Annotated in this window: 17 protein-coding genes; 14 read left to right on the top strand and 3 right to left on the bottom strand. The window is 65.2% G+C overall.

The window, feature by feature from the left end:
- Positions 1-335 precede the first annotated feature (335 nt).
- From KBA48_RS12915 to KBA48_RS12890, 6 genes are read left to right on the top strand one after another with little or no spacing between them, the layout of a single operon-like run.
- On the top strand, positions 336-1,610 hold the full coding sequence (locus KBA48_RS12915) for an MFS transporter (RefSeq protein WP_292906920.1): 1,275 nt from the start codon (positions 336-338) through the stop codon (positions 1,608-1,610).
- Positions 1,611-1,635: 25 nt separating this feature from the next.
- Positions 1,636-2,550: an alpha/beta hydrolase-fold protein gene (locus tag KBA48_RS12910; protein ID WP_292906918.1), complete on the top strand. Its 915-nt coding sequence runs from the start codon at positions 1,636-1,638 to the stop codon at positions 2,548-2,550.
- Complete coding sequence (locus tag KBA48_RS12905; RefSeq protein ID WP_292906916.1) at positions 2,550-4,604, top strand: prolyl oligopeptidase family serine peptidase; 2,055 nt, start codon at positions 2,550-2,552, stop codon at positions 4,602-4,604. The genes KBA48_RS12910 and KBA48_RS12905 overlap by 1 nt, the downstream gene beginning before the upstream one ends.
- Positions 4,605-4,657: 53 nt before the next feature.
- Positions 4,658-6,274 carry a gamma-glutamyltransferase gene (locus KBA48_RS12900; protein ID WP_292906914.1) on the top strand — a complete coding sequence of 539 codons (1,617 nt, stop codon included), beginning with the start codon at positions 4,658-4,660 and terminating at the stop codon, positions 6,272-6,274.
- 57 nt (positions 6,275-6,331) lie between these two features.
- On the top strand, positions 6,332-8,032 hold the full coding sequence (locus KBA48_RS12895) for a DUF885 family protein (protein ID WP_292906912.1): 1,701 nt from the start codon (positions 6,332-6,334) through the stop codon (positions 8,030-8,032).
- 17 nt (positions 8,033-8,049) lie between these two features.
- A complete protein-coding gene (locus KBA48_RS12890; RefSeq protein WP_292906910.1) occupies positions 8,050-8,964 on the top strand; it encodes a M14 family metallocarboxypeptidase in 915 nt (304 codons plus the stop codon).
- A gap of 36 nt (positions 8,965-9,000) precedes the next feature.
- Here the strand turns inward: KBA48_RS12890 and KBA48_RS12885 are convergent, their stop codons facing one another.
- Both KBA48_RS12885 and KBA48_RS12880 read right to left on the bottom strand, forming a co-directional pair.
- Positions 9,001-9,546: a hypothetical protein gene (locus KBA48_RS12885; protein ID WP_292906908.1), complete on the bottom strand. Its 546-nt coding sequence runs from the start codon at positions 9,544-9,546 to the stop codon at positions 9,001-9,003.
- 227 nt (positions 9,547-9,773) lie between these two features.
- The gene (locus KBA48_RS12880; protein WP_292906906.1) at positions 9,774-10,376 is read right to left on the bottom strand and encodes a TonB-dependent receptor; all 603 of its coding nucleotides are present in this window, start codon (positions 10,374-10,376) and stop codon (positions 9,774-9,776) included.
- A 26-nt stretch (positions 10,377-10,402) separates the two neighbouring features.
- Here KBA48_RS12880 and KBA48_RS12875 point away from each other — a divergent pair, with 26 nt between their 5' ends.
- Together KBA48_RS12875 and KBA48_RS12870 are read left to right on the top strand one after the other, a co-directional pair.
- The gene (locus KBA48_RS12875; protein WP_292906904.1) at positions 10,403-10,903 is read left to right on the top strand and encodes a LysR substrate-binding domain-containing protein; all 501 of its coding nucleotides are present in this window, start codon (positions 10,403-10,405) and stop codon (positions 10,901-10,903) included.
- A 105-nt stretch (positions 10,904-11,008) separates the two neighbouring features.
- Positions 11,009-11,644, top strand: coding sequence for a glutathione S-transferase N-terminal domain-containing protein (locus KBA48_RS12870; RefSeq protein ID WP_292906902.1), 636 nt, complete (start codon positions 11,009-11,011; stop codon positions 11,642-11,644).
- A gap of 461 nt (positions 11,645-12,105) precedes the next feature.
- On the opposite strand, the gene KBA48_RS12865 is transcribed toward KBA48_RS12870, so the two are convergent.
- On the bottom strand, positions 12,106-14,481 hold the full coding sequence (locus KBA48_RS12865) for a 1-deoxy-D-xylulose-5-phosphate synthase N-terminal domain-containing protein (RefSeq protein WP_292906900.1): 2,376 nt from the start codon (positions 14,479-14,481) through the stop codon (positions 12,106-12,108).
- Positions 14,482-14,621: 140 nt separating this feature from the next.
- Between KBA48_RS12865 and KBA48_RS12860 the strand changes: the two genes are divergently transcribed.
- The 6 genes from KBA48_RS12860 to KBA48_RS12835 all read left to right on the top strand — a co-directional run bounded on the left by KBA48_RS12860 (position 14,622) and on the right by KBA48_RS12835 (position 21,728).
- Entirely contained in the window at positions 14,622-15,098 is a 477-nt protein-coding gene (locus tag KBA48_RS12860; protein WP_292906898.1) for an Lrp/AsnC family transcriptional regulator, read from the top strand.
- Between the two features lie 210 nt (positions 15,099-15,308).
- Positions 15,309-17,579 (top strand): TonB-dependent receptor, encoded by a 2,271-nt coding sequence (locus KBA48_RS12855; protein WP_292906896.1) that lies wholly within the window; start codon positions 15,309-15,311, stop codon positions 17,577-17,579.
- A gap of 74 nt (positions 17,580-17,653) precedes the next feature.
- Positions 17,654-18,409 (top strand): TetR/AcrR family transcriptional regulator, encoded by a 756-nt coding sequence (locus tag KBA48_RS12850; RefSeq protein WP_292906894.1) that lies wholly within the window; start codon positions 17,654-17,656, stop codon positions 18,407-18,409.
- A gap of 71 nt (positions 18,410-18,480) precedes the next feature.
- The gene (locus KBA48_RS12845; RefSeq protein ID WP_292906892.1) at positions 18,481-19,353 is read left to right on the top strand and encodes an NAD(P)-dependent oxidoreductase; all 873 of its coding nucleotides are present in this window, start codon (positions 18,481-18,483) and stop codon (positions 19,351-19,353) included.
- Between the two features lie 86 nt (positions 19,354-19,439).
- A complete protein-coding gene (locus tag KBA48_RS12840) occupies positions 19,440-20,558 on the top strand; it encodes a C45 family peptidase (protein ID WP_292906890.1) in 1,119 nt (372 codons plus the stop codon).
- A gap of 240 nt (positions 20,559-20,798) precedes the next feature.
- Positions 20,799-21,728 (top strand): SMP-30/gluconolactonase/LRE family protein, encoded by a 930-nt coding sequence (locus KBA48_RS12835; protein WP_292906888.1) that lies wholly within the window; start codon positions 20,799-20,801, stop codon positions 21,726-21,728.
- Positions 21,729-21,735 lie beyond the last annotated feature (7 nt).

Raw genomic sequence — 21,735 nt, 5'->3', positions numbered from 1 at the left:
GTCTGGATTTCGGCGATTTCGAACTGTCGCTGTTCGCCGACAACCTGAGCGACGTCAAAACGCCGATCGTCCCCGGACCCTATGGCGTGATCCTGGAGAATATCGAGCCGACGCCGCGCATCATCGGGTTGAATTTCAAGACCGCGTTCTAGAGCGGCTTTTCTTGAATTGGAAAGCCGTTCCGGCGGCGGTCACCGGATGGCCGCCGATCGCGATGTGTGCCAGCTTAAAGCCTATGGAACAGACGGGTTCAGGGAACCGCCATGCATCGATCCACATCCCGACCACCCTTGGACATCCGTGCCGCGCTGTCACTTGCGGTGATGGTTGCCGTGATGCTGTACGCGACGATCGATCGCCAGGTGTTCGGGCTGGTTGCCGCGGAGATGAGCGAAACGCTCAAGCTCAGCAATACCCAGCTCGGCCTGATCCAGGGGATCGGCTTCGCCCTGTTCACGTTTCTCGGGGCCTATCCGATCGCCTGGTTCGCCGACCGGTTCGATAAGCGCTGGGTCCTGGCCGTCTGTACCGCCAGTTGGGCATTGGGAACGGCGGCCTGCGGCTTCGCCTCGGGATTTGTCTCCCTGTTCGTCGCCTCCGCCGCGGTCGCTGCGGCGGAGGCGGGGATCGCGCCCATTTTCATGTCCCTGCTGCCGGAACTGTTCCGGGGGCAGGCGCGGGTCACCGCGACGATGATCTATTACGTCGCTATCTCGTTGAGCATGGCATCCGGCCTGTTCCTGGTCGGGGCCATGATCTCCGGCATCAACGCGATGGGACCCGTCCTGTCGACCGTGGCCGCGTTGGAGAATTGGCGCTGGGCGTTCCTGGCGGCCGCCGCACCCTTTCCTCTGTTCGCTTCGATGCTCTTCATCCTGCCGAAGGGCCATGTTACCGGCGGAAAGGCCAGGGCGGCCGCCGCATTGGTCCCCATCGGCCCGTTCCTGAAAGCCAATCTGCAATCGGTGATCTTCGTCTTCACCGGCATGACCTTTTTCGCGCTGGGGGTCACGGGCATCCTGGCCTGGACGCCCTTATCCCTGACCCGCATCTTCAGCCTGGGCGCGGCGGAGGTCGGCATGGTGCTGGGTGCGGTCATCGCGGCGGCCAGTGTGGCCGGGGTGGCGGCGGGCAATTTCATCCTGCGCCATTTGCAGCGCCGCCTGGGCTATCGTGCGGCGCCGCGCGTCGTCTGGGTGTCGCTGACCGTCTCGCTGCCCTTCATCTGCCTGATCCCGTTCGCGGCCGCCCCCTGGCAGGTCTATGGCATCGTCGCCATCCAGGTCTTTGCCTCGACGATTGCCGGCGCTTCCAGCGTCAGCCTGTTGCAGGAACTGGCCCCCGCGCCGGTCCGGGCGCGGATCATGGCGCTGCGGGCAATGACCAACGGGCCGGCGGTGGGAATGGGCGTGGCGGGTGCGGCCTTCCTGGGCGACCTGATCAATGCCGGACCGGCCAGCCTGTTCTGGGGCGGCCTGGCGATCAGCGCACCGGCCTGGGCGATCTGCATCATCTGCCTGCGGCTTGCCGAACAGCCTTTCCAGGCAACGGCGCGGGCGAATAGCGGCCAGATGCATCCGCTCGACCTGGTGGCGGGCAAGCCCGCCTGACGGCAACCAAGCGTGGATAGAAGCGATGAGCGACCAAGCCAAACCCACCCCAACGCCGGACTGGATGCAACCCGGCGCCCGCTGCACCCTGTCGATCGAACCGGCCATCACCATGCGGTCCGCCGCCTTCGACTGGGATCATGAGGTTCAGGTGGCATTGCCGGCCAGCTACCACGCCCGGCCGGACAGGCGCTATCCAGTCCTGTGGGTGACGGACGGGCCGTTCCTGCTGCACCTGACCGTGGGCCTGCTCAACACGCTGGTGGTCGGCGGACTGGCACCGGAGATGATCGTGGTCGGCGTGGGCTGCAACAGCGATGCGGGCATGGCGGAATTCGGCCGCCGGCGCGCCATCGACTTCACCCCACCCGGACGCAACATCCTGTTCGACGGCCCGGGGGGCGACTATTTCCGCGCGCTCGGCGTGCCCGAGGACGGGCAGCAGCAGAAGGCGGACCATTTCCTGGATTTCCTGGTCGATATGGTGAGGCCCGCCCTGGAGCGGACCTACCGCATGAACGGGGATCACGGGCTTCTGGGTCATTCCGGCGGTGGCATGTTCGCCAGCTATGCCCTGTTCGCCCGGCCCGGTACCTTCGGCCGCTATATCATCGGCAGCCCGTCCAGCAACGCCGTGGACCGTTCCGCCTTCCGGCTGGAGGCCGATTATGCCGCCGCCAACCGGGACCTGAAGGCCAATGTGTTTTTCGGCATGGGCGAGCGGGAGATCGGCAAGCTCAGCCTCGCCGCCTGGGGCATCGTCAGCGCACCGGTCCTGATGGCGGAGACCCTGCTGCTGCGCCAGTATCCCTCCCTCCGGCTTACCACGCGGATATTCCCCGGCAAGGACCATAGTTCCGTCATCGCGGATGTCATCGGCGAAGGCATCCGCGCGGTATGGGCCGACGCGCCGGACGGCGTGAAGGGCGGGGATGCGTGATGGACGGTATCGACACCTACCCGCCCGCAGCACAACGCCCCGAAGAAGTGTCGTTCGGCGGCGGCAACGTGCGCTATTCCGACCCATTCCGCTGGCTGGAGGAAGAGAGCGACTGCGATGTCCTGGCCTGGCAGACGGCACAGGATGAGCGAGCCCGGACCCATCTTGCCGGCCTGCCGCATTATCAGCGCTTCCTGGACAGGCTGCAGGCGGCGGAAGCATCGGATGACATGATGCTACCCCTGTTCGCCGGCGGCCATTATATCCGCCGCTTCGTCCCCGACGACCAGGACCTGGAGGTGGTGGAACTGTCCGACACACCGACCGCACCCGGCCGGCGCGTGGTCGATCTGAACCGGATGCGCACCGATGAGCCGTTGCAGATGGCGGGCTATGCCCTGTCACATGGCGGCCATCTGGCGGTCGTCGCCTATACGGCCGGCGGCCGGGAAAAGCCGATCGTGCAACTGGTCGAGGTTGCGACCGGCAAGATCCTGTCCCGGGGCCTGCCCAGCGAACGGCTGAACACCTTCACCTGGCTGCCCGACGATAGCGGCTTTTTCTATATCAGCATGGACCCGGCGGACATAAAGGCCGGGAAGATCCTCTATCGGGTGATGGTCGACCGGCCGACGCGGGCCGTGCTGGAGGATGTGAGCCCCAGCCATTTCTATGTGCGTCCGGTGGTGGCCGCCGATCGCCGCCATATCGTGCTGTTCGCCAACCATCTGGCCCCAAGGCCGGAATTCATCCTCGACACACAGGGCGACGGAGGCTGGAAGCCGTTCCTGAAGGATGTTGATGGCATCTTCCGGGGCGATATTGTCGGCGACCGCTTCTTCGCGATCACCGATGACGGGACATCCGGCGGCCGGCTGGTCGCGATCCCGCTGGCCACCCCGACGCAGCTCGACACCTGGCAGGAGGTCGTCCCGCCATCCGACGCCATCCTGGCCAATCTCCTGGTCGTGGGCGATCGCGCCGTCCTTCTCGACTTTGTCGACACCTATTCCCGCCTTCGCGTCTTCGACGGATCGGGAAAGCTGGAGGGGGAGATCGATCTGCCGGGCCGGGGACTGGTGAACCGGACGGGCAGCTTCTTTTCCTTCTTCAATGTCACCAACAGCATGGTGCGCGGGCGGGAGGGCCAGATCGACTTTCTGTTCGCCACTCCCACCACCTCGCCCATCCATTGCACGGCCAATGTGCGCACCCGCGAACTGACGCGGTTAACGGCACCGGAATGGGTGCTGGATGCGCAGGTGCTGGATTGCAGGACCGTCAGCCAGGATGGGGCGGAGATCGTCTATCACGTCGTCGCCCGGCGCGATCTCGACCTGTCGCGGCCGCAGCCGACGGTGATCACCGGCTATGGCGGCTATAATGTCGCCGTACTGCCCGGCTGGTTCGGCAGCCGGTGGGCGGCCTGGGTCGAGGCCGGCGGGGTCCTGGTGCTGGGCCATCTGCGCGGCGGGGGGGAGTTCGGCTCCCGCTGGTGGGAACAGGGCCGTCTGGCCCTCAAGCAGAATACCTTCAACGACCTGTACGCAATCGCCGAAGACCTGATCGCGCGGGCCATCACATCGCCGCGAAAGCTGGGTGTCACCGGCGGGTCGAATGGCGGGGTGATGGCCGCCGTCGCCGCGGTCCAGCGCCCGGACCTGTTCCGCGCCAGCTCCCCGGAAGCGCCGGTCACCGACCTGCTGGCCCGTGTGCGAGACCCGTTCACCATGGCCGCGACGCTGGATTACGGCGATCCGGCGGACCCGGCGATGGCCCGGCTGCTGGCCGGCTGGTCGCCCTATCAGAATGTCAAAGACAATGTCGCCTATCCGGCCATGCTGATCGATTGCGGAGCCAATGATCCGCGCTGCCCGCCCTGGCACGGGCGCAAGCTGGCGGCCCGGATGCAGCAGGGCGGCAGCGGCGACCTGCCCGTCCTGCTGCGCGTCCATGCCGGCGCCGGGCACGGCACAGTCGGCAAGGACAGCCAGACCCGGCAGTCGGCGGAGGTCCTGGCCTTTTTCGCGGAATATCTGGGGCTTGAAGCCTGAATGATGGCCGGCATGCCGCCCGGCCTCGTCCTGATCTCAAGGAGAATGACGTGATGTTCGATCGTGACGAAATCGCCCAGCTGACCCGGGCGGCGATATTCGGCCGCAAGCAGAAGGCGTCGGGGCGCGACGGGATCGTGGTGACCTCCCATCCGATCATCTCGCATGTGGCGGTCAATGTGCTGCGCGACGGCGGCAATGCCGTTGATGCCGCCCTGGCCGCATCGCTGGCGCAGACCGTGGTCGAACCGCATATGACGACGGCCTTCGGCGTGCTCAGCATGATGCATTACGACAAGGCCAGCGGCACCACACAGTATCTCAACGGATCGATGAACGCGCCGCTGGCCGGGCTGCCCGGCTTTTCGGCGGCGGACGTGCCGACCGGGCGCAGCGTGGCCGTGCCCGGCTTCTGGGCCGCCTGGGAGGCAGCGCGCACCCGTTACGCCAGCCGGTCGCGCGAGACGCTGGCCGCCCCCGCCATCGAACTGGCCCATAAGGGTTTCCCCATCTACCCGTTCCTTTACGGCCTGATGTTCGAGAAGGCGGAAAAGATCGGCCTGACGGAAGAAGGGCGCAGCATCTATTTCCGCGGCAACAGCCTGCGCGACCCCGGAGAGCTTCTGGTCAACCACGCGCTGGGCGACACGCTGGAGCGGATGGCGGCAGACGGCGTCGATTATTTCTACCGCTCCGCCTTCACGCAGAAGGTGGTCGATAGCGTGAAGCGCGCCGGCGGCGTGCTGACCATGGAGGATTTCGACCGCTATGATGTGCGCTGGATGGACCCGGCCTGGGGCCGCTACCGCGATTTCAGGATCGCAGGCTCCCCGCCACCGGACAATGGTGGCACCCATATCGTTGAAATTCTCAATCTAGTCGAACGCATCCCCCTGAAGGAATGGGGCATGCCGACCGACAGCGCCGACAGCATGTACTGGCTGGCCCGCTTCTGTCTGGAAGTGTTCGCCGATGGTGCCGCGCAGGGCGATCCCAACAGCTGGCCCCTGCCGCTGGAGACGATCCTGTCTAAGGATTATGCGGCCATGCGGTTCGAGCTGATGAGGATGCGCGAGCCCAAACGGCCCGACCCGGCGCGTGTACCCTATCCGGGGTCCAACCATCTGACCGTGGTCGACCGCGACGGCAATATCGCCACCGTGCTGCATTCGGTGATGTCCAGCGCATGGTCGAACGGGCTGATCGTGGACGGCATGAACCTGTGGGCCGGCGGGGTGCATTTCTTCCGCACCATGCCGAAGCCGGGGGATCGCGGCACCTGCTATGTCGCACCCCACATCATCTTCGACGCGGACGCCAGGCCGGTGCTGGCCGCCGGTTCGCCCAGTGTCGGCCTGATCCCGAACTGCGTGACCAACACGCTCAATATCCTGGATTTCGGCATGGATATCGAAACCTCGGTCCATTGCCCGCGCATCGGCGGCCCGACCTATGGCCCGGACAGCCTGGCGCCCGACGCCTTCACCCTGGAGGTCGATTGCGGCACCCCGGACATCCAGGCCGGCGTGCGGCAGCGGGGGCTGCGGATGGAGCTGGTCAATCCCTGGAACTACCATCATGGCAGTTACGAAGGCGTCCATATCGCCGCCGACGGGCTGGCCAGCGCCTGCGCCGACCCGCGCCGTACCGGTGTCGCCCTGGCGGTCTGACCGCCCCCGTACCGACCATCAGCTCTCCGGAGCCGACACCTTCCAAAGGAGATCGCGATGCGCGCCTCTACCGCCCTGGCCGATCTGGCAACACGCTTCTGGACCTTTCAATGCGCGGAATTCCCCACGGTTGCGATCGCCGCCGGTGTCTCCACGGAGGCCGAACAATTGCTGCGTGAGGCACCCGCCGACGCCGAACGGCGCGCCGTCTGGGCACGCGCGGCACAGGGGAAACTCGCCGCCATCGATCCGGCCCCGCTGGGCGTGCAGGACCGGGCCACGCATCGCCTGCTGAACCATGAATTCCGCCTACTCACCGAACTCGTAGACAGCGGTGCGCATCTGCGCCCCACACTCTATCCGCTGGGCCCGGAATTCACTCTGATCTATTGGGCGAATTCCACCGCACTGGCCACCACCGCCGACGCACAGCGCTATCTGAGGCGGCTGGCCGCCATTCCGACCTCGTTCGCGACGGTCCAGGAAAGCCTGGCACAGGGAGTGGCGGCCGGCATGGTCTATTCCCGACTGGTCGTTGAGCGCGCGATTGCGCAGATCCGTGGCCAGATGTCGATGAAGGTGGAGGATAATGCCTTCTTCGGCCCGCTGGCCCGGATCGCCGCCCGAGGTGGGGCGATGGCGGCCTTGGCTGCGGACGGAAAGGCGCTGGTCAAGGAGGTGGTGATCCCAGCCTTCCTCTCCTACGCTGCTTATCTGGAAAAATCGGTACTGCCACCGGCGCGCGACAGTCTGGCCTGCACCGACGATGTCGATGGCGACCGCTTCTATCGCTATCATATCGGCCAATATACGACGCTGGACATCCCGCCCGCCGATATCCATGCCATCGGCCTGACGGAGGTGGAGCGTATCCAGGGCGAGATGCTGGCCGTCGCCGGGGCCGCCGGCTTTTCCGACGATCTCGACGGTTTCCGTCAGCATCTGCAAACCGACAGCACACAGTTCGCCACCAGTGCTGAGGTGCTGCGCGAACAGATCGAGGTCCTGTCCAAGCGCATTGATGCGCGGATTCCGGAATTTTTCGGCCGCCTCCCCCGCATCAGCTATGGCGTCAGCAGTATCCCCGTGGTCGTGGCCGATAAGATGCCGCCGGCCTATGCGCAGCCCAATCCGGCCGATGGCAGTGCCGCCGGCATCCACTGGATCACCTCCCTGCCCGGCAAGTGCCCGCGCTACATGCATCTGCCGCTGGCCCTGCATGAGGCCTGGCCAGGACATCTGATGCATCTGGCACTGATCCAGGAAATGGACCAGCTTCCCGATTTCCGCCGGTTCGGTGCCCTGAAATATGCCGCCTGCCTGGAGGGCTGGGCGCTTTATTGCGAGGCGCTGGGCGAGGACATGGGCTTCTACGATACGCCGGAGAAGCGCTATGGGCGGCTGGAGATGGAGATGTGGCGCGCATTGCGCCTGGTGCTCGATACCGGCATCCATTCACGCGGCTGGGGTCGGGACCAGGCCATCGCCTATTTCCGTGAGAATATGGCCATGCCGCTGGAAACCCTGACCGCGGAGGTCGACCGCTATATCGGCATGCCGGGCCAGGCCCTGGCCTATCAGTTGGGCAACCTGAAATTCCGCGAATTGCGCGCCCGAGCGGAGGCGGCCCTGGGCCAGGATTTCCGCATCCGCGATTTCCACGACGCGCTGATGGCGGCGGGTGCGGTGACGCTGCCGGTGCTGGAACTGTTGATCGACGACTGGATCAGCGGCACAACCCTATCTGCCGTGTCTTGAGGAAAAGGAAATGGGCGATGACGAGTGACAGCCCCATCGGTGTGCCCGGACTCCCCTGGGGCGAAGCGGAGCGCGATGATTGGCGATCCCGGCAGGTGCGGCAGCGCAGCTACCGGGATGACATCGTCACGCGGATCGACGCGCTGGGCGACCGTTTCGAACGCATCGCCTATGGCCAGGTCCGGTATGCCGATGACGCCTATACGCTCCTTGCCCTGCGCAGCCGCGTGATGCACCCTAGCCTGCCGTCCCTGCTGGTGACGGGCGGTGTGCATGGGTATGAGACCAGCGGCGTCCTGGGCGCGCTGGCCTTCCTGGATCAGGTGGCCGATGCCTATGCCGACCGGGTCAACCTGCTGGTCGCCCCCTGCATCAGCCCCTGGGCCTATGAGCGCATCCATCGCTGGAACTATGATGCCGTGGATCCGAACCGGAACTTCCGCTCCGACGGTCCGGTGGAGGCGACGGCGCTGATGGCACTGACACGGTCCTTTGCCGGCGACTACCTCATGCATATCGACCTGCATGAGACGACAGATACCGACAAGACGCAGTTCGGCCCCGCCCTGAGCGCCCGCGACGGCAAGGAATTCGTGGAGGAGGAGATCCCCGACGGGTTTTATCTGGTGGCCGACAGCGCCGATCCCCAGTTGGCCTTCCAGCAGGCCATCATCGCCGAGGTCGAGAAGGTGACCCATATCGCCCCGCCGGACGCGCGGGGCGAGATCATCGGATCGCCCGTCATCGCCCGTGGCATCATCGAATATCCGCTGGCCCGGCTCGGGCTCTGCCCCTCCATCACCAAGGCGCGTTTCAAGACGACGACCGAGGTCTATCCCGACAGCCCGCGCGCCACCCCCGACAATTGCACCCTGGCGCAGGTGACGGCGATCCGCGCGGGCCTTGATTTTGCCCTGGCGCAACACGGCTGACAGACTTGCCGGGGCGTTGGCCCCGGCGAACCCCTTTCACAGCAAGACAATCTTGCTACATTGTTGAAAATACGGTGCTCGGCATGCCAGCGGACGGCGCGGCTCAGCCCCGCTCTCCTCGATAATCGCCAGGAACCGCGCCTCCTGCGCCTGCTTTTCACCACCCATCGGCAGATGGTGGTAGGCAAGCCCATGCCACTCGACCAGCTTGCGCATCGCTTCATGGTTGGAGACGACACCGACGATCTCGATCGGTAGCTGCCCGATCTCCTGCATGTGGATAAGGTCGACCAGACAATGGCCGAACCTGGAAACGGCGATCAGCACGCGCTGCCGGCGGCTCAGATCCAGTTCCCAGTCCAGCGCCAGCGCGCATGCGGTCGGGGCGATGGCACTGGCCAGCGCCTCCTGACCAAGGAGACTTTTCAGCTCGATCCGGTTGAAGAAATTACCCGTATCGGGATCGCCATAAATCTCGGCGGCGCGGATGTCGCAGCCATGCGCCGCCAGCAAGGGCGCCACCGAGGCGATGATGGCGGGCCGGTCGGGAGAGCGGACGCGCAGAACGAAATTGCTGCCCATGAGGGAAGCTCCAGTGCTTGGGTCGGCCGGCACTCCGCCTATCGATCGCAAGAGATTTGGACATGGCCGATTTCAGGCTCGCTGAGCTTGCCGACCGCTACTGGGCCTTCCAGCGGGAGGAAGTCCCGTTGCTGGCCATACAGGCGGGGCAGCCTGCCGAGGGCGATCGGCCGCTGCGGGAAGCGCCGGCCGACCATCTGCGGCGGGCCGCCTGGGCGGAGCGGGCATTACAGGAACTGGGTGCCATTGATCCGCGCCGCCTGGACGGGACGGACCGGGCCACCCACGGCTGCGGCGGCGTGAACTGGCCGCCTATGGTGAACGGGTGGCGTGCAGGATGCCGCGGCTCGCGCCGTCAAACCAGCCGTCAGCCGCCAGCTCACATCGGCCTCCAGTCCCCAGATCTCCGACTTGGGCACATTCAGTGCCCGTTCCAGCGTGCGGAACAGCGGGTCGGTCAGGACGCCAAATACCTGCTTGTCGCGGTAATCGCTGTAATAGTCGGCCAGATTGGTGCGCAGGGCACCATCCAGCAGGCGCATCTTTGTGCCCATCTCATAGGATGTCACCTCCTCCTGCCGTACAGGCAGCAACTGCCGGCTGGTATTGGCGGCGATGACAGGGAAGCCGCCGGACTTGTAGCCCCGGCTGATCGTACCGTAGAGCAGCGTATCATCCGACAGAGCCCAGTCCAGGCCCGCACGCCACGAGAGATTATCCTCCCGCAGCCTGTCATGGACCATGCCGGCCAGCGCCGTCATCGTCTCGTTGAAGGTGATGCAGCCGCCGGGCTGGATATTGGCGGGCACGCCCGCCAGGACGCCAGCCACGACCGTATTCCAGATGGGGGCCTTTGTTGTTGCCCACATCGCGGGTGCAGCCGTCAAAAGCTGATATCCTGCTGCGACCCTTGCCGCCGGAGGGCGGCGATCTGGTTACGCGGCGCGTGGGGCGCCCGACCTTCGGCCTGTACGCGGCCACCGCCTATGCCGCACGGCATCGAGAAGTTCTGAAGGCCGCCGACTGGACCCGGCTGTCATTCGTCGGGCTGGACGAAACCCGCGCGCATTTTGCGTCGGAAGGCTGGCTCCGCTCCCTTCCCGGCTGGCCGGGCGCCTGGCTGCGCTGCTCCTATGCCCTGGGCATCTATGACGGGGTGCTGGCCGGGGCGGGCCTGGGTGTCCTGGCAACCTACGCGGCGATACGGGTCCCGGATCTGGTCCCGGTGGTCGAAACCATCCCGGAACTGGCGCAGGATATCTGGCTGACCACTCACCGGGCACTGGCGGACAGCCCACGGATACGGGCGGTATCGGACAGCATTGGGCGGATCTGGTCAGGCGATCCCGCAATTTAATTGTATCCTCTATGGAGACAGACTGGCGTCAGCCGCCTTGTTTATCTCCGCAAGATAATCGCTAGATTTCAGGGCATCGCAACCCACTGAGGATGATGCCTCATCATGAAACTCTATATCGCCAACCAGACCTGTTCCCAGGCCGTGCAGATCATCGCCAACGAACTGGGACTTGATCTCGACCTCGTCCATTTCTATGTGTTCGACAGGACGACATCGGACGGCAGCGATTTCGCCGCTGTCAATCCCTTGCTCTATGTACCCGTGCTGGCACTAGAGAGTGGTGGCGACGACCGTCTGACCGAGACGATCACCATCCTGTCCTACCTCGCCGACACCCATCCGGAGGCTGGCCTCATTCCCGCAGCCGGTACGCTGGATCGCGCGAAGTTCGACCAATTGCTGACCTTCACCGCTACCGAGATCGCCCAGAAACATATTCCGCTGATGCGCAGGCTGATGACCGACGAAGGTTCGGCCTGGACGCGCAACAAGCTGATCAAGGCCTATACGGTTCTGAATGACCGCCTGGCTCAGGCGCCGTTCATCGCGGGCAATCGCTTCACTGTGTCAGACGCCTATGTCTGGACAACCATGTGGCACGAGCGCAGCGGCACTGACATCAGCCACCTGGACAATCTGGCCACCTGGAAGCAACGCATGGACGGACGTCCCGTGGTGAAGGCATTGCGCGAGGAAGCGGCGATGGCGGCCGAGCACAAGACTATTAAGACCGCATAATGAATCCCGATCATGTCAATCTTTGCTGATTGCGAAGCCTTTCCAGTATGCGCTGGGTGTGGGGGTCAAGACCCTCGATTTGAACCTGCAAGATCAAGTTATTGATTTTTTTGTGGCTCATCAAAGAATAGTGAAAAGCTCAAAAAATACAAAATCCCAGCAAGAATATGATATTTCCGGGGTTAGATAAATCCTGGATGCGGGGGGCAGGATTTGGTCGATGGTATGATAATTTATACAAGAATATATAGTACGATTATCTACTTATTATGGGCAAATGTTCTTGCCAACCTCGTGGCCGTGCGATCTTCACGTTCCTCAGCTTCGTGTCGCTCCGGTTTGACAGCTTTTCACCGGACCGGCCGATCTCGGGAGACAGGCCCGTCAGTTCATGCGTGCGGAAGCGGAGACCGTCCCCACCTTCTTGATCAGTGCGGTGGAGACCAGTTCCCCTCCCCGCTTCAGCACCGATTCAGCAATTCCCTGGCTGCGGCCAGGATCGTGTCCTGGTCCAGACCATGCAGCCGGTATCCGTCATCAACATCCGTGGACTGGCCAAAGCCGCTGATGCCCAGGGCCGCCACCGCCAGCCGCCGCACACCACCCAGCCAGGACAGGGCGCTGGGATGGCCGTCGATGATCGTGACCAGCCCGGCATCGGCCGGCACCGATGACAGCAGCCGCTCAACGGGCGATCTGGCGTCCCGCCGTCCCTCCCGCCGGGCTGTCTGCGCTGACAGCCAATCCTGGTACAAACGGTCGGCGGAGGTGACGGCCAGCAGCCCGACGGCGGGGTCATGCTCCGCCAAGGCCAGCAACGCGCCCATCGCCTCCGGCGCCACCGCCCCGGAATAGGCGATGACCAGACGGCAGCCATGGCCGGGCGGGCGCAGCCAGTAGCCACCATCGATCACGCCCTGCATCATGTCCGGGGTCATCCGGCGCTGCAACTGCTCCAGCGGCCGGGTGGACAGGCGCAGATAGACCGAGCCGCCATCCTCCCGCTGCATGTGATCGAAGCCCCAGCGCATGATCACCGCCAGCTCATCGACATAGGCAGGCTCGAAACTGGCCAGATTGGGCAGGCCCATGCCGATCAGCGGCGTGATGATCGACTGGTGCGCGCCGCCTTCCGCCGCCAGGGTGACACCCGACGGCGTCGCCACCAGCATGAAGCGCGCATCCTGGTACAGCGCGTAGTTCAGCGCATCCAGCCCGCGCTTGACGAAGGGATCGTACAGCGTGCCGACCGGCAGCAGCCGCGCGCCGAACAGATCGTGGCTGAGGCCCAGCGCTGCCAGCAGCAGGAACAGGTTGTGCTCGGCAATGCCCAGTTCAATATGCTGGCCCTTGCCGTCGCCGGCCCAGCGCTGCGCCGACACCACCTTCTGGTCGCGGAACACGTCCTGGCGGCCCAGCCGATCGAACAGGCCCCGGCGATTGACCCAGGCGCCCAGGTTGGTGGAGACGGTGACGTCCGGGCTGGTGGTGACGATGCGCGACGCCAGCGCCGTATCGGACTTCGCCAGTTCGCCCAGAATCTTGCCGAAGCCCTCCTGCGTGCTCATCCGCTCCGACAAGGGCACCTCCAGCCGGGCCGGCACGCTCAGCGCAAGGTCGGAGCGGCGGCGGTCGGCCAGGGCGGCATAGGGCACCTGCGACAGGAAGGCGCGCAGCGGGGCCTCCATCTCCTCCATCCCGGCGAACTGTTCCCATTCCCGGCCGGGCGTCACGCCGCATTCGGCGCGGAATGCCGCCACCTGCTCCGGGTTCATCAGGCCGGCATGATTGTCCTTATGTCCCTGGAACGGCAGGCCACGCCCCTTCACCGTATAGGCGATGAAGCAGGTCGGCGTTTCTCCCGCTTTGCCATGACTGGCGGCGTCGAAGGCGGCCAGCAGGCTTTCCAGGCAATGGCCGCCCAGATTGGTCATCAGCCCGGCCAGTTCCCCATCATCCAGCCCGGCGACCATGGCCAGCGCGTCGGCATCACCGGCCAGATCGCGCAGCAGCACCTCGCGCCACGCCGCCCCGCCCTTGAAGGTCAGTGCGGAGTAAAGCTGGTTGGGGCAATTGTCGATCCAATGGCGCAGGGCCGCCCCGCCGGGCCGTTCGAACGCGTCCAGCAGTTGCCGGCCATATTTCAGGATGACGACGTTCCAGCCCAGAGAGCGGAACATGCCCTCAATGGGCACCCACAACTCGTCAGAAACAGTGCTGTCCAGGCTCTGGCGGTTATAGTCGATGATCCACCAGGTATTGCGCAGATCATGCTTCCAGCCCTCCAGCATGGCCTCGAACACATTGCCCTCGTCCATCTCCGCGTCGCCGACAATGGCGACCATGCGGCCCTCCGGCTGGTCCGACAGGCCCTTCAGATGGACATAGTCCTGCACCAGCGAGGCAAACGCTGTCACCGCCACGCCCAGCCCGACGGAGCCCGTGGAGAAATCCACGTCGCGCGTATCCTTGGTGCGTGACGGATAGGATTGCGCCCCGCCCAGACTGCGGAAATCCTCCAGCTTGGCCCGCGTCTGCCGGCCCAGCAGATAATGGATGGCATGGAAGACCGGGCTGGCATGCGGCTTTACCGCCACCCGGTCCTGCGGCCGCAGCGCGGCGAAATAGAGCGCAGTCAGGATGGTGACCGAAGACGCGCACGAGGCCTGATGCCCCCCCACCTTCAACCCGTCGCGCGAGGGGCGGATATGGTTGGCGTTATGGATTATCCAGGTGCTGAGCCACAGTACCTTGCGCTCCAGCGCCCGAAGCAATTCCAGCCGGCTGGCGGGGGCAAAAAGGGGGCGGGCGCGGGTCTGCGTGATTGCCTGCGGCACGGAATGACACTCCGGTCATGTGGGGGAGGCCCTATGCATACCGCAGAACAGAGGGGTGAATCTCTGCGATCTCATCCCGAATATACCGGTGTATGAGTGAATTTCACTCCGCCAATCCCTCATATCGATCGGATTTCACCATGAGCATTCTCGACCGGACTGATCGCGCCATTCTGTCGGCGCTGCAGGAGGATGGGCGGCTGAGCGTCACCGACCTGGCGGAACGGGTGAACCTGTCGCACACACCCTGCCTGCGCCGGGTGAAGCGCCTGGAGACGCAGGGCGTCATTCGGGGCTATGCCGCCATGGTCGATCAGCAGGCGGTGGGCCTGCCGGTCAGCGTGTTCGTCAGCGTTACCCTGGAACGCCAGGCGGAGGCCGAGTTGGACCAGTTCGAAGCCGCCATCCGCGCCTGTCCGGAGGTGATGGAATGTTTCCTGATGACCGGTGGCAGCGACTTCCTGCTGCGGGTCGTGGCCGCCGACCTGCAGGCCTATGAACTGTTCCTGAAGCGGGCACTAACCCGCATTCCCGGCATCCGCGCCATCCAGTCCAGCTTCGCCCTGAAGCAGGTGGTCGGCAGGGCGGCCCTTCCCCTGGCAAATCATGACCAATAAGTCATGAATTGGACGCATCCCTCCCGGATGACGGCGTGAAAAGCGCACCCGAGTGTGCATCCAACGCGATTAGCCGCTTGACAGCGTCCCTTTGAGACAACAACATGACCAACAAGTCATAAAAAAAGCGACCGCAACAGGGAACCATCCGTCACGCCCCGGCCACGCCCCGGTGCCTGGCGATAACCGCTTCATTTAAGGGGAACGACGATGCGCCTTGGTACGCGCCAGCTCTTGCGGCTGGCCACCTCTACCCTCGCCCTGACCGCAGGCGCCAGCGGCGCGCTGGCCCAGGCCACCGCCGACAACACGCCGCTGATGCTGGAAGAAATCATCGTCAGCGCGACCAAGCGGCTGGTGTCGGCGCAATCGGTGCCGCAATCTATCACCGCCGTCAGTCAGGCGGACATTCAGGAAAGCGGTGCTCAGGATTTCGCCGCGCTGGTTGGTGGCATCGGCGGTGTTGAACTGCGCAGCGGCCAAGCCGGTTCCGGCAGCGTCGCCATCCGCGGCGTATCGGAATTGAATGTCGAAAATCTGAATGGCGGCACAGGATCGGCCACCGGCCTCTATGTCGATGAACTGCCCTTGACGGCCGGCGGCCTGTTTCCTGACCTCAACACCTTCGACCTCAACCGGGTTGAGGTGCTGAAGGGCCCGCAGGGCACGCTGTTCGGCGAGGGCTCCATGGCCGGCACCATCCGGCTGATCACCAACAAGCCGAAATCCGACGGGGTGGAGGCGGCGATCGACGGCACCCTGTCCCGGTTCCGCAATGGGGAAGGCAGCAAGATTGCTAACGGTATGCTGAACATACCGCTGGTGGAGGATGTACTGGCCCTGCGTGTGGTCGGCTTCTACAAGGATATCGGCGGCTATATCGACACCCGGCTGCTGGGCACCGGCGCCATCACCAAGGATACCAACGACGACAGGAGCAAGGGGGGCCGGGCGCTGCTGCGCTTCACCCCGACCCCGGCCCTGACCCTGGATGCCGGCGTGACGCTGAGCCGGGCCGATCGCGGCACGCGCAGCCGGGCGGCCGAAACCTATATCGCCACGCTGTCCACCATCACCGGCACCGATGATGACATGGACGCCTACAACCTGACGGCCGAATACCGGTTCGACGGCGCCACACTGGTCAGCACGACCAGCTATATCACGCGCGATGTGGCCAGCATCAGCGATCAGGCGGGCCTGGTTTCAACGGTGAATTCGGTCTTCGGCATGGTCGGCGTTCCGCTGCGCGTTGATGGCGTCTATGCCGACCAGACCTACAACACAAAGACCCTGGCCCAGGAAGTGCGCCTGGTCTCCAATGCCGGTGGTGCCTGGGACTGGACCGTCGGTGCCTTCTACAAGAAGCATGAATTCACCTATGACCTGTTCGCCGATGGCCAGCCCGCCATTCCATCCGCCATATGGATCGGTATTTCCCAGGCGCTGACGGGGGGAAAAGTAACCATTCCGGACAGCCTGACCACCCGTTCCGACGCCACCACCAAGCAGATCGCCGGCTTTGGCGAAATCTCCTATGACGTGTCGGACCGGGTCGAACTGCTGGCCGGCGCGCGGCTGTTCCGGGAAACCCGCGACAGCGCCACCGTCTATGGCGGCGTCTTCCCGCTTCTGACGGCACAGGTCCTGCCCGGTTCGGTCGCGTCGGAAGGCAAGTCCACGCTGCTTAACCCGCGCTTCACCGCCACCTATCGCTGGGACAAGGACGTCATCACCTATGCGACGGTCAGCCGTGGCTTCCGCAGCGGCGGCCAGAACGACCTGTTCTTCTTCGTGCCGGGCAGCGCCGAAAGCTACGACCCGGAAAAGCTGACCAATTACGAACTGGGCCTGAAATCCACCCTGGCCGATGGCCGCGTGATCCTGAATGCCAGCCTGTTCTACCTGGACTGGCAGAACTTGCAGGCCCTGGTCGGACAGGGGCCGGGCGGCATCGGCGAGGTGGTGGGCAATCTCGGCGACGCACACAGCCGGGGCATCGATCTGGACATCAAGGCGCTGGTCGGTGACGGGCTGGAACTCAGCCTGTCCGGCACCTTGCTGGATGCGGAAACCGACGATGTCGCCCATGTGCCGGACCCGCGCGGCGGCGCGCCGCTGGCCATCGCCGCCGGGGCGTCCATCCCCCGCACGTCGGACCTGTCGATCAGCGCCGCAGCCCTTTACCGCCGGCCGCTGACCGCCGGCCTGGACGGGGTGGCGCGGGCCGCCATCTCCCATCGCAGCAGTGCCGGCACCGACCTGGCCCGCCCGGCGGAAAAGACGCCGGGATACGAAACGGTGGATATCCGCCTGGGCGTGGAGGGGGAGAACTGGGCCGCCACCTTGTTCGTGGAGAACCTGTTCGACGTCAAGGTGCCGCTGCTGAAGGAGAACTTCGCGGATCTGGTGACGGGGGAGGATCAATATTCCCTGGGCCGTCCGCGCAACATGGGCGTCACGGTGCGCTACAGCTTCTGACGGCCGGCGTCTTGACATCACCCGACCAACCGGTCATGCCAGAGAAAACCCGCCAACAGGAGCACGGAGCCGTCTTGTCCAGCGACCGCCCCATCGACCGCCCCACTGTCACCGATCTGCGCTTCGCCCTGTTCCTCGACCGGCAATGGCAGGGGATCAAGAAGTCGCGCAGCGGCGACAAATCCCGGTTGCGGCTGGCGGCGGCCGGGGCGGGCCTGCTGGACGCCACCAGCTACCGCGACCTGAATGTCGAGGATATCTGCGCGGCGGCCGAACTGGCCAAGGGCACCTTCTACATCTACTACACCAGCAAGGATATGTTCCTGGAGGAACTGGCCCGGCAATATGTTGATTTTGAGCTGACGACATATCCGCCGACCGCCAGCGGGGGCGCCAGGGAGGGCGAACGGTTTGCCGCCGTGCGCGCCCTGGTGGGGTGGTATGAGCGTATCTTCGCCGCCAATCACGGCATCCTGCGCTGCATGGTGCAGATGGGCGGACAAAGCCCGACCATGCAGGCGCTGTGGCACCAGCGCAACCATGCCATCGTCGAACGGTCGGTACAGGGCCTGCGCGCCCGCCACGACATTCCCGATGGCGACCTGGCCCTGGTGCGGCTGGCCGTGCGCACGGCCGGCGGCATGCTGGACCAAAGCCTGTTCGCCCAGTTCTCCATCCAGGTCAGCCCCGGCTTCTCCCCCGATCTGGACCCCGAACTGGTCATCGATTTTCACGCCATTCTGCTGCATCGCGCCATCTATGGCGTCGACCCGTCGATCCGCGATGTCGGCCGCGCCAAGTCGCTTCTGGCCTCGCTGACGCTGAACTGAAGGGTGATGGCCGCCGGGGTCTGCGTCCGCCTGGCCGCGGCCCCTGGCCCTCGTCAAAAGGACTTCTACCCATGTCGCTCATCGCCTTCATCGGTACCGGCATCATGGGCGCGCCCATGGCCGCCAACCTGGCCCGCCACGGTCATGAGGTGCGCGCCTGGAACCGCACGCGCGGCAAGGCCGAAGCGCTGGCGGCCCAGGGCGTGCTGGTGGCCGGAAGTGCCGCCGAAGCCACCCAAGGGGCTGACATCGCCATCCTGATGGTCAGTACCGGGGACGTGGCCGACGCCGTGCTTTTCGGTCCCGGCGGCATCGTCGCCACCCTGTCGCCCGGCGCCATCGTCGTGGTGATGAGTTCCATTCCCGTCGATACCAGCCGCGCCCAGGCCGCCCGCCTGGCCGCCCTGGGCATCGATTACGTCGATGCGCCGGTGTCGGGCGGAGAGCGCGGGGCCATCGCCGCCACCCTGTCGATCATGGCCGGCGGCGACGGCGCGGTGATCGAAAGACTGCGCCCGATATTCGCCGCCATGGGCCGCACCACCCATGTCGGCCCCGTCGGCAGCGGGCAACTGGCCAAGCTGGCCAACCAGTTGATCGTCGGCGTCACCATCGGCGCCGTGGCGGAGGCGCTGTTGCTGGCCGAGGCGGGCGGGGCGGATGTGGTCGCGGTGCGCGACGCCCTGATCGGCGGTTTCGCCGACAGCACCATCCTGCGCCAGCATGGCGAACGCATGATCCAGGGCAATTTTGTTCCCGGCGGCCATGCCGAGGTGCAGTTGAAGGACCTGCGCACCGGCCGTGCCGTGGCCGACGCCGCCGGCATCACCCTGCCCTTCCAACGGCTGGCCGAGCGGCTTTACGCCGATATGGTGGCCGATGGCCGGCCGCTGCTCGACCATTCTGCCCTGTACCTGACGCTGAAGGACCGCATGCGCGGCTAGGGCCGACCTGTTGGCTTGAGCGCCGGATGAGACCCGCTGACCGGAACCGGTCGGCGGAAAATGGCACCCGTGCCTGGAGAACAAAAATGGTGCGTAAGATCGTGTTGCGCGGCAAGGGCCGCGCGCGAGGCCGTGCGCATGGGGAGGAACTGCGCGACCTGGTGCTGGAGCAGCAGGAACGCTGGACCCAGGCGCTTCAGGACGATATCGGCCTGTCCCCCGCCCCCTATCTGGATCGGCTGTTCGCCGAGACCAATTTCATGCCGGCAATCGAGCGCTGGACGCCCGACCTGCTGGAGGAGGTGCGGGGCATCGCCGAGGGGGCGGGCACCGATTTCCGACTGACCCTGGCCCGGCAACTCAGCGATGAGGAGCCCTGGTTCCGGCGGGAAATCTGGCTGCAATCGCGCATCGCCAAGGGGTGTTCGTCGCTGGGCGTCGATGCCGCACCGGACCGGCCGGCCCTGATCGCCCAGAACATGGACATGCCGCTGTGGCATGACGGACATCAGGTGCTGCTGCACTCCATCGATCCCGACAGCCCGGTGGAAGTGCTGAGCTATACGGTGGCGGGCAAAATCTCGCTGGCCGGGCTGAACAGCGCCGGGGTCGGCATCTGCTGCAATTCCATGAACCATCTCGACCATGATGTGAACGGCCTGCCGGAGGATTTTGTCGTGCGCGGCTTCCTGTCCCAGCCGACATTGGCGGCGGGGCTGGACTTCATGCATCGGGTGCCCCACGCCTCGCCGCAGAATTACGTGGTCGGCGGACCGGGGCACCCGGTGGTGGACCTGGAAGTATCCGCCTCCTCCATCCATCGCTATCGAACGCCGGGCACGACCGACCGGGTGCTCCATACCAACCATCCGTTGGTCAATCCTGATGACGGCCCCTGGCGCCGGCTGCGGGAACTGCTGCCGCCGGACCTGTTCGCCACCCGGTTCCGCAGCACCAGCCAGGCCCGGCTGGCGGCATTGCACCGGCTGCTGGGCCGTCCCGACCAACCGGTCACCCCGGACACGATCCGCGCTGCCTTCAGCCAGCATGACGGCCCCGTCTGCCGCCATGGCGAGGTGGAGGGAAGACGCGACGCCTTCACGCTAGGCTGCCTGATCATGGAACTGTCCGACCGTCCCAGCCTGCATGTGGCCGCCGGGCCCCCCTGTTCAACCCCGTTCCAGATATTCGGGTTCGGAGCATAGCGTGAACCGTCGAAATCAGCCGTTCCCGCCGAAATCCCGCTTGCCAACATGACCACTCGGTCATATTGTATTTCCAGCAGGTCGCCATGCCTCAACGCATCGGACAAGACCCGTATGAACAGGGCTTCACAGCCGTAACCGGCCCCTCGGACAGGTACAGGATGTCGTCTTTCGCAGGCAAGAAGTAGCCCGCGATGACGCCCCCGGCTTGCCTGAACCGACATCAAGGAGAGGATGGCCATGGACGACGCGGACAATTTCCAGGTCGTGACGACGGGCCTTCGCTTCCCCGAGGGCCCGGCATACCTGACCGATGGGTCACTGCTGGTGGTGGAAATCGCCGGACGTGCCTTGACCCGCATCGACCCCACAACGGGGCGGCAGACCGTGATCGCCGACCTGCAGGGGGGGCCCAACGGGGCCGCCATGGGGCCGGACGGCTGGTGCTATGTATGCAACAGCGGCGGCTGGCGCTATGTGACGGAGGGCGGTGTACAGCGCCCCATCGCCCAGGCTGAACAGCCAGGCTGGATCGAACGCGTGCATCTGGCCAGCGGGAGGGTCGAACGGCTTTACGACCGGGCCGGCGACCGGCCGCTGCATTCGCCCAACGATCTGGTGTTCGATCACAAGGGCGGTTTCTGGTTCACCGATCACGGCAAACGCACGGACGACCGGCTGGATATCGGCGGGGTGTTCTATGCCGCGGCCGATGGTTCCTTCATCCGTCACGCCATCGGCCGGCTGATCACCCCCAACGGCATCGGCCTGTCGCCGGACGGCCAGACGCTTTATGTGGCGGAGACGGTGACGCGGCGCCTGTGGGCGTTCGACATTACCGGCCCCGGAACCGTCGCCAGCCATCCATTCCCGTCGCCCAATGGCGGGCGGCTGGTGGCGGGCCTGCCTGACCTGAACAACCTGGACAGTCTGGCGGTGGATGCGGCGGGCAATATCAGCGTCGCCACCCTGACCCGGGGCGGCATCTGGACACTGTCGCCCGACGGCGCCGCCCGGGATTATCTGCCGCTGCCCGATGTCTATGTCACCAACCTGTGTTTCGGCGGGCCGGACCTGTCCACGGCCTATGTCACCCTGTCGGGTTCCGGCCGGCTGATCGCCCTGCCCTGGCCCCGGCCGGGCCTGCCCCTTCATCCCCATCAACGCTGAAAGCGCT

Origin of the sequence: Niveispirillum sp. (assembly GCF_017996735.1) — a bacterium.
In the GTDB taxonomy this organism is placed as follows: Bacteria; Pseudomonadota; Alphaproteobacteria; order Azospirillales; family Azospirillaceae; genus Niveispirillum.
This window is presented reverse-complemented; position numbering and strand designations above follow the sequence as displayed.

Excerpts from the sequence above, each read along its gene's own strand:
- KBA48_RS12900 (WP_292906914.1), top strand. The coding sequence starts at position 4,658 with ATGTTCGATCGTGACGAAATCGCCCAGCTGACCCGGGCGGCGATATTC.
- KBA48_RS12895 (WP_292906912.1), top strand. The coding sequence starts at position 6,332 with ATGCGCGCCTCTACCGCCCTGGCCGATCTGGCAACACGCTTCTGGACC.
- KBA48_RS12885 (WP_292906908.1), bottom strand. The coding sequence starts at position 9,546 with ATGGGCAGCAATTTCGTTCTGCGCGTCCGCTCTCCCGACCGGCCCGCC.
- KBA48_RS12855 (WP_292906896.1), top strand. The coding sequence starts at position 15,309 with ATGCGCCTTGGTACGCGCCAGCTCTTGCGGCTGGCCACCTCTACCCTC.
- KBA48_RS12840 (WP_292906890.1), top strand. The coding sequence starts at position 19,440 with ATGGTGCGTAAGATCGTGTTGCGCGGCAAGGGCCGCGCGCGAGGCCGT.
- KBA48_RS12905 (WP_292906916.1), top strand. The coding sequence starts at position 2,550 with ATGGACGGTATCGACACCTACCCGCCCGCAGCACAACGCCCCGAAGAA.
- KBA48_RS12910 (WP_292906918.1), top strand. The coding sequence starts at position 1,636 with ATGAGCGACCAAGCCAAACCCACCCCAACGCCGGACTGGATGCAACCC.
- KBA48_RS12915 (WP_292906920.1), top strand. The coding sequence starts at position 336 with ATGCTGTACGCGACGATCGATCGCCAGGTGTTCGGGCTGGTTGCCGCG.
- KBA48_RS12845 (WP_292906892.1), top strand. The coding sequence starts at position 18,481 with ATGTCGCTCATCGCCTTCATCGGTACCGGCATCATGGGCGCGCCCATG.
- KBA48_RS12860 (WP_292906898.1), top strand. The coding sequence starts at position 14,622 with ATGAGCATTCTCGACCGGACTGATCGCGCCATTCTGTCGGCGCTGCAG.
- KBA48_RS12890 (WP_292906910.1), top strand. The coding sequence starts at position 8,050 with ATGACGAGTGACAGCCCCATCGGTGTGCCCGGACTCCCCTGGGGCGAA.
- KBA48_RS12835 (WP_292906888.1), top strand. The coding sequence starts at position 20,799 with ATGGACGACGCGGACAATTTCCAGGTCGTGACGACGGGCCTTCGCTTC.
- KBA48_RS12870 (WP_292906902.1), top strand. The coding sequence starts at position 11,009 with ATGAAACTCTATATCGCCAACCAGACCTGTTCCCAGGCCGTGCAGATC.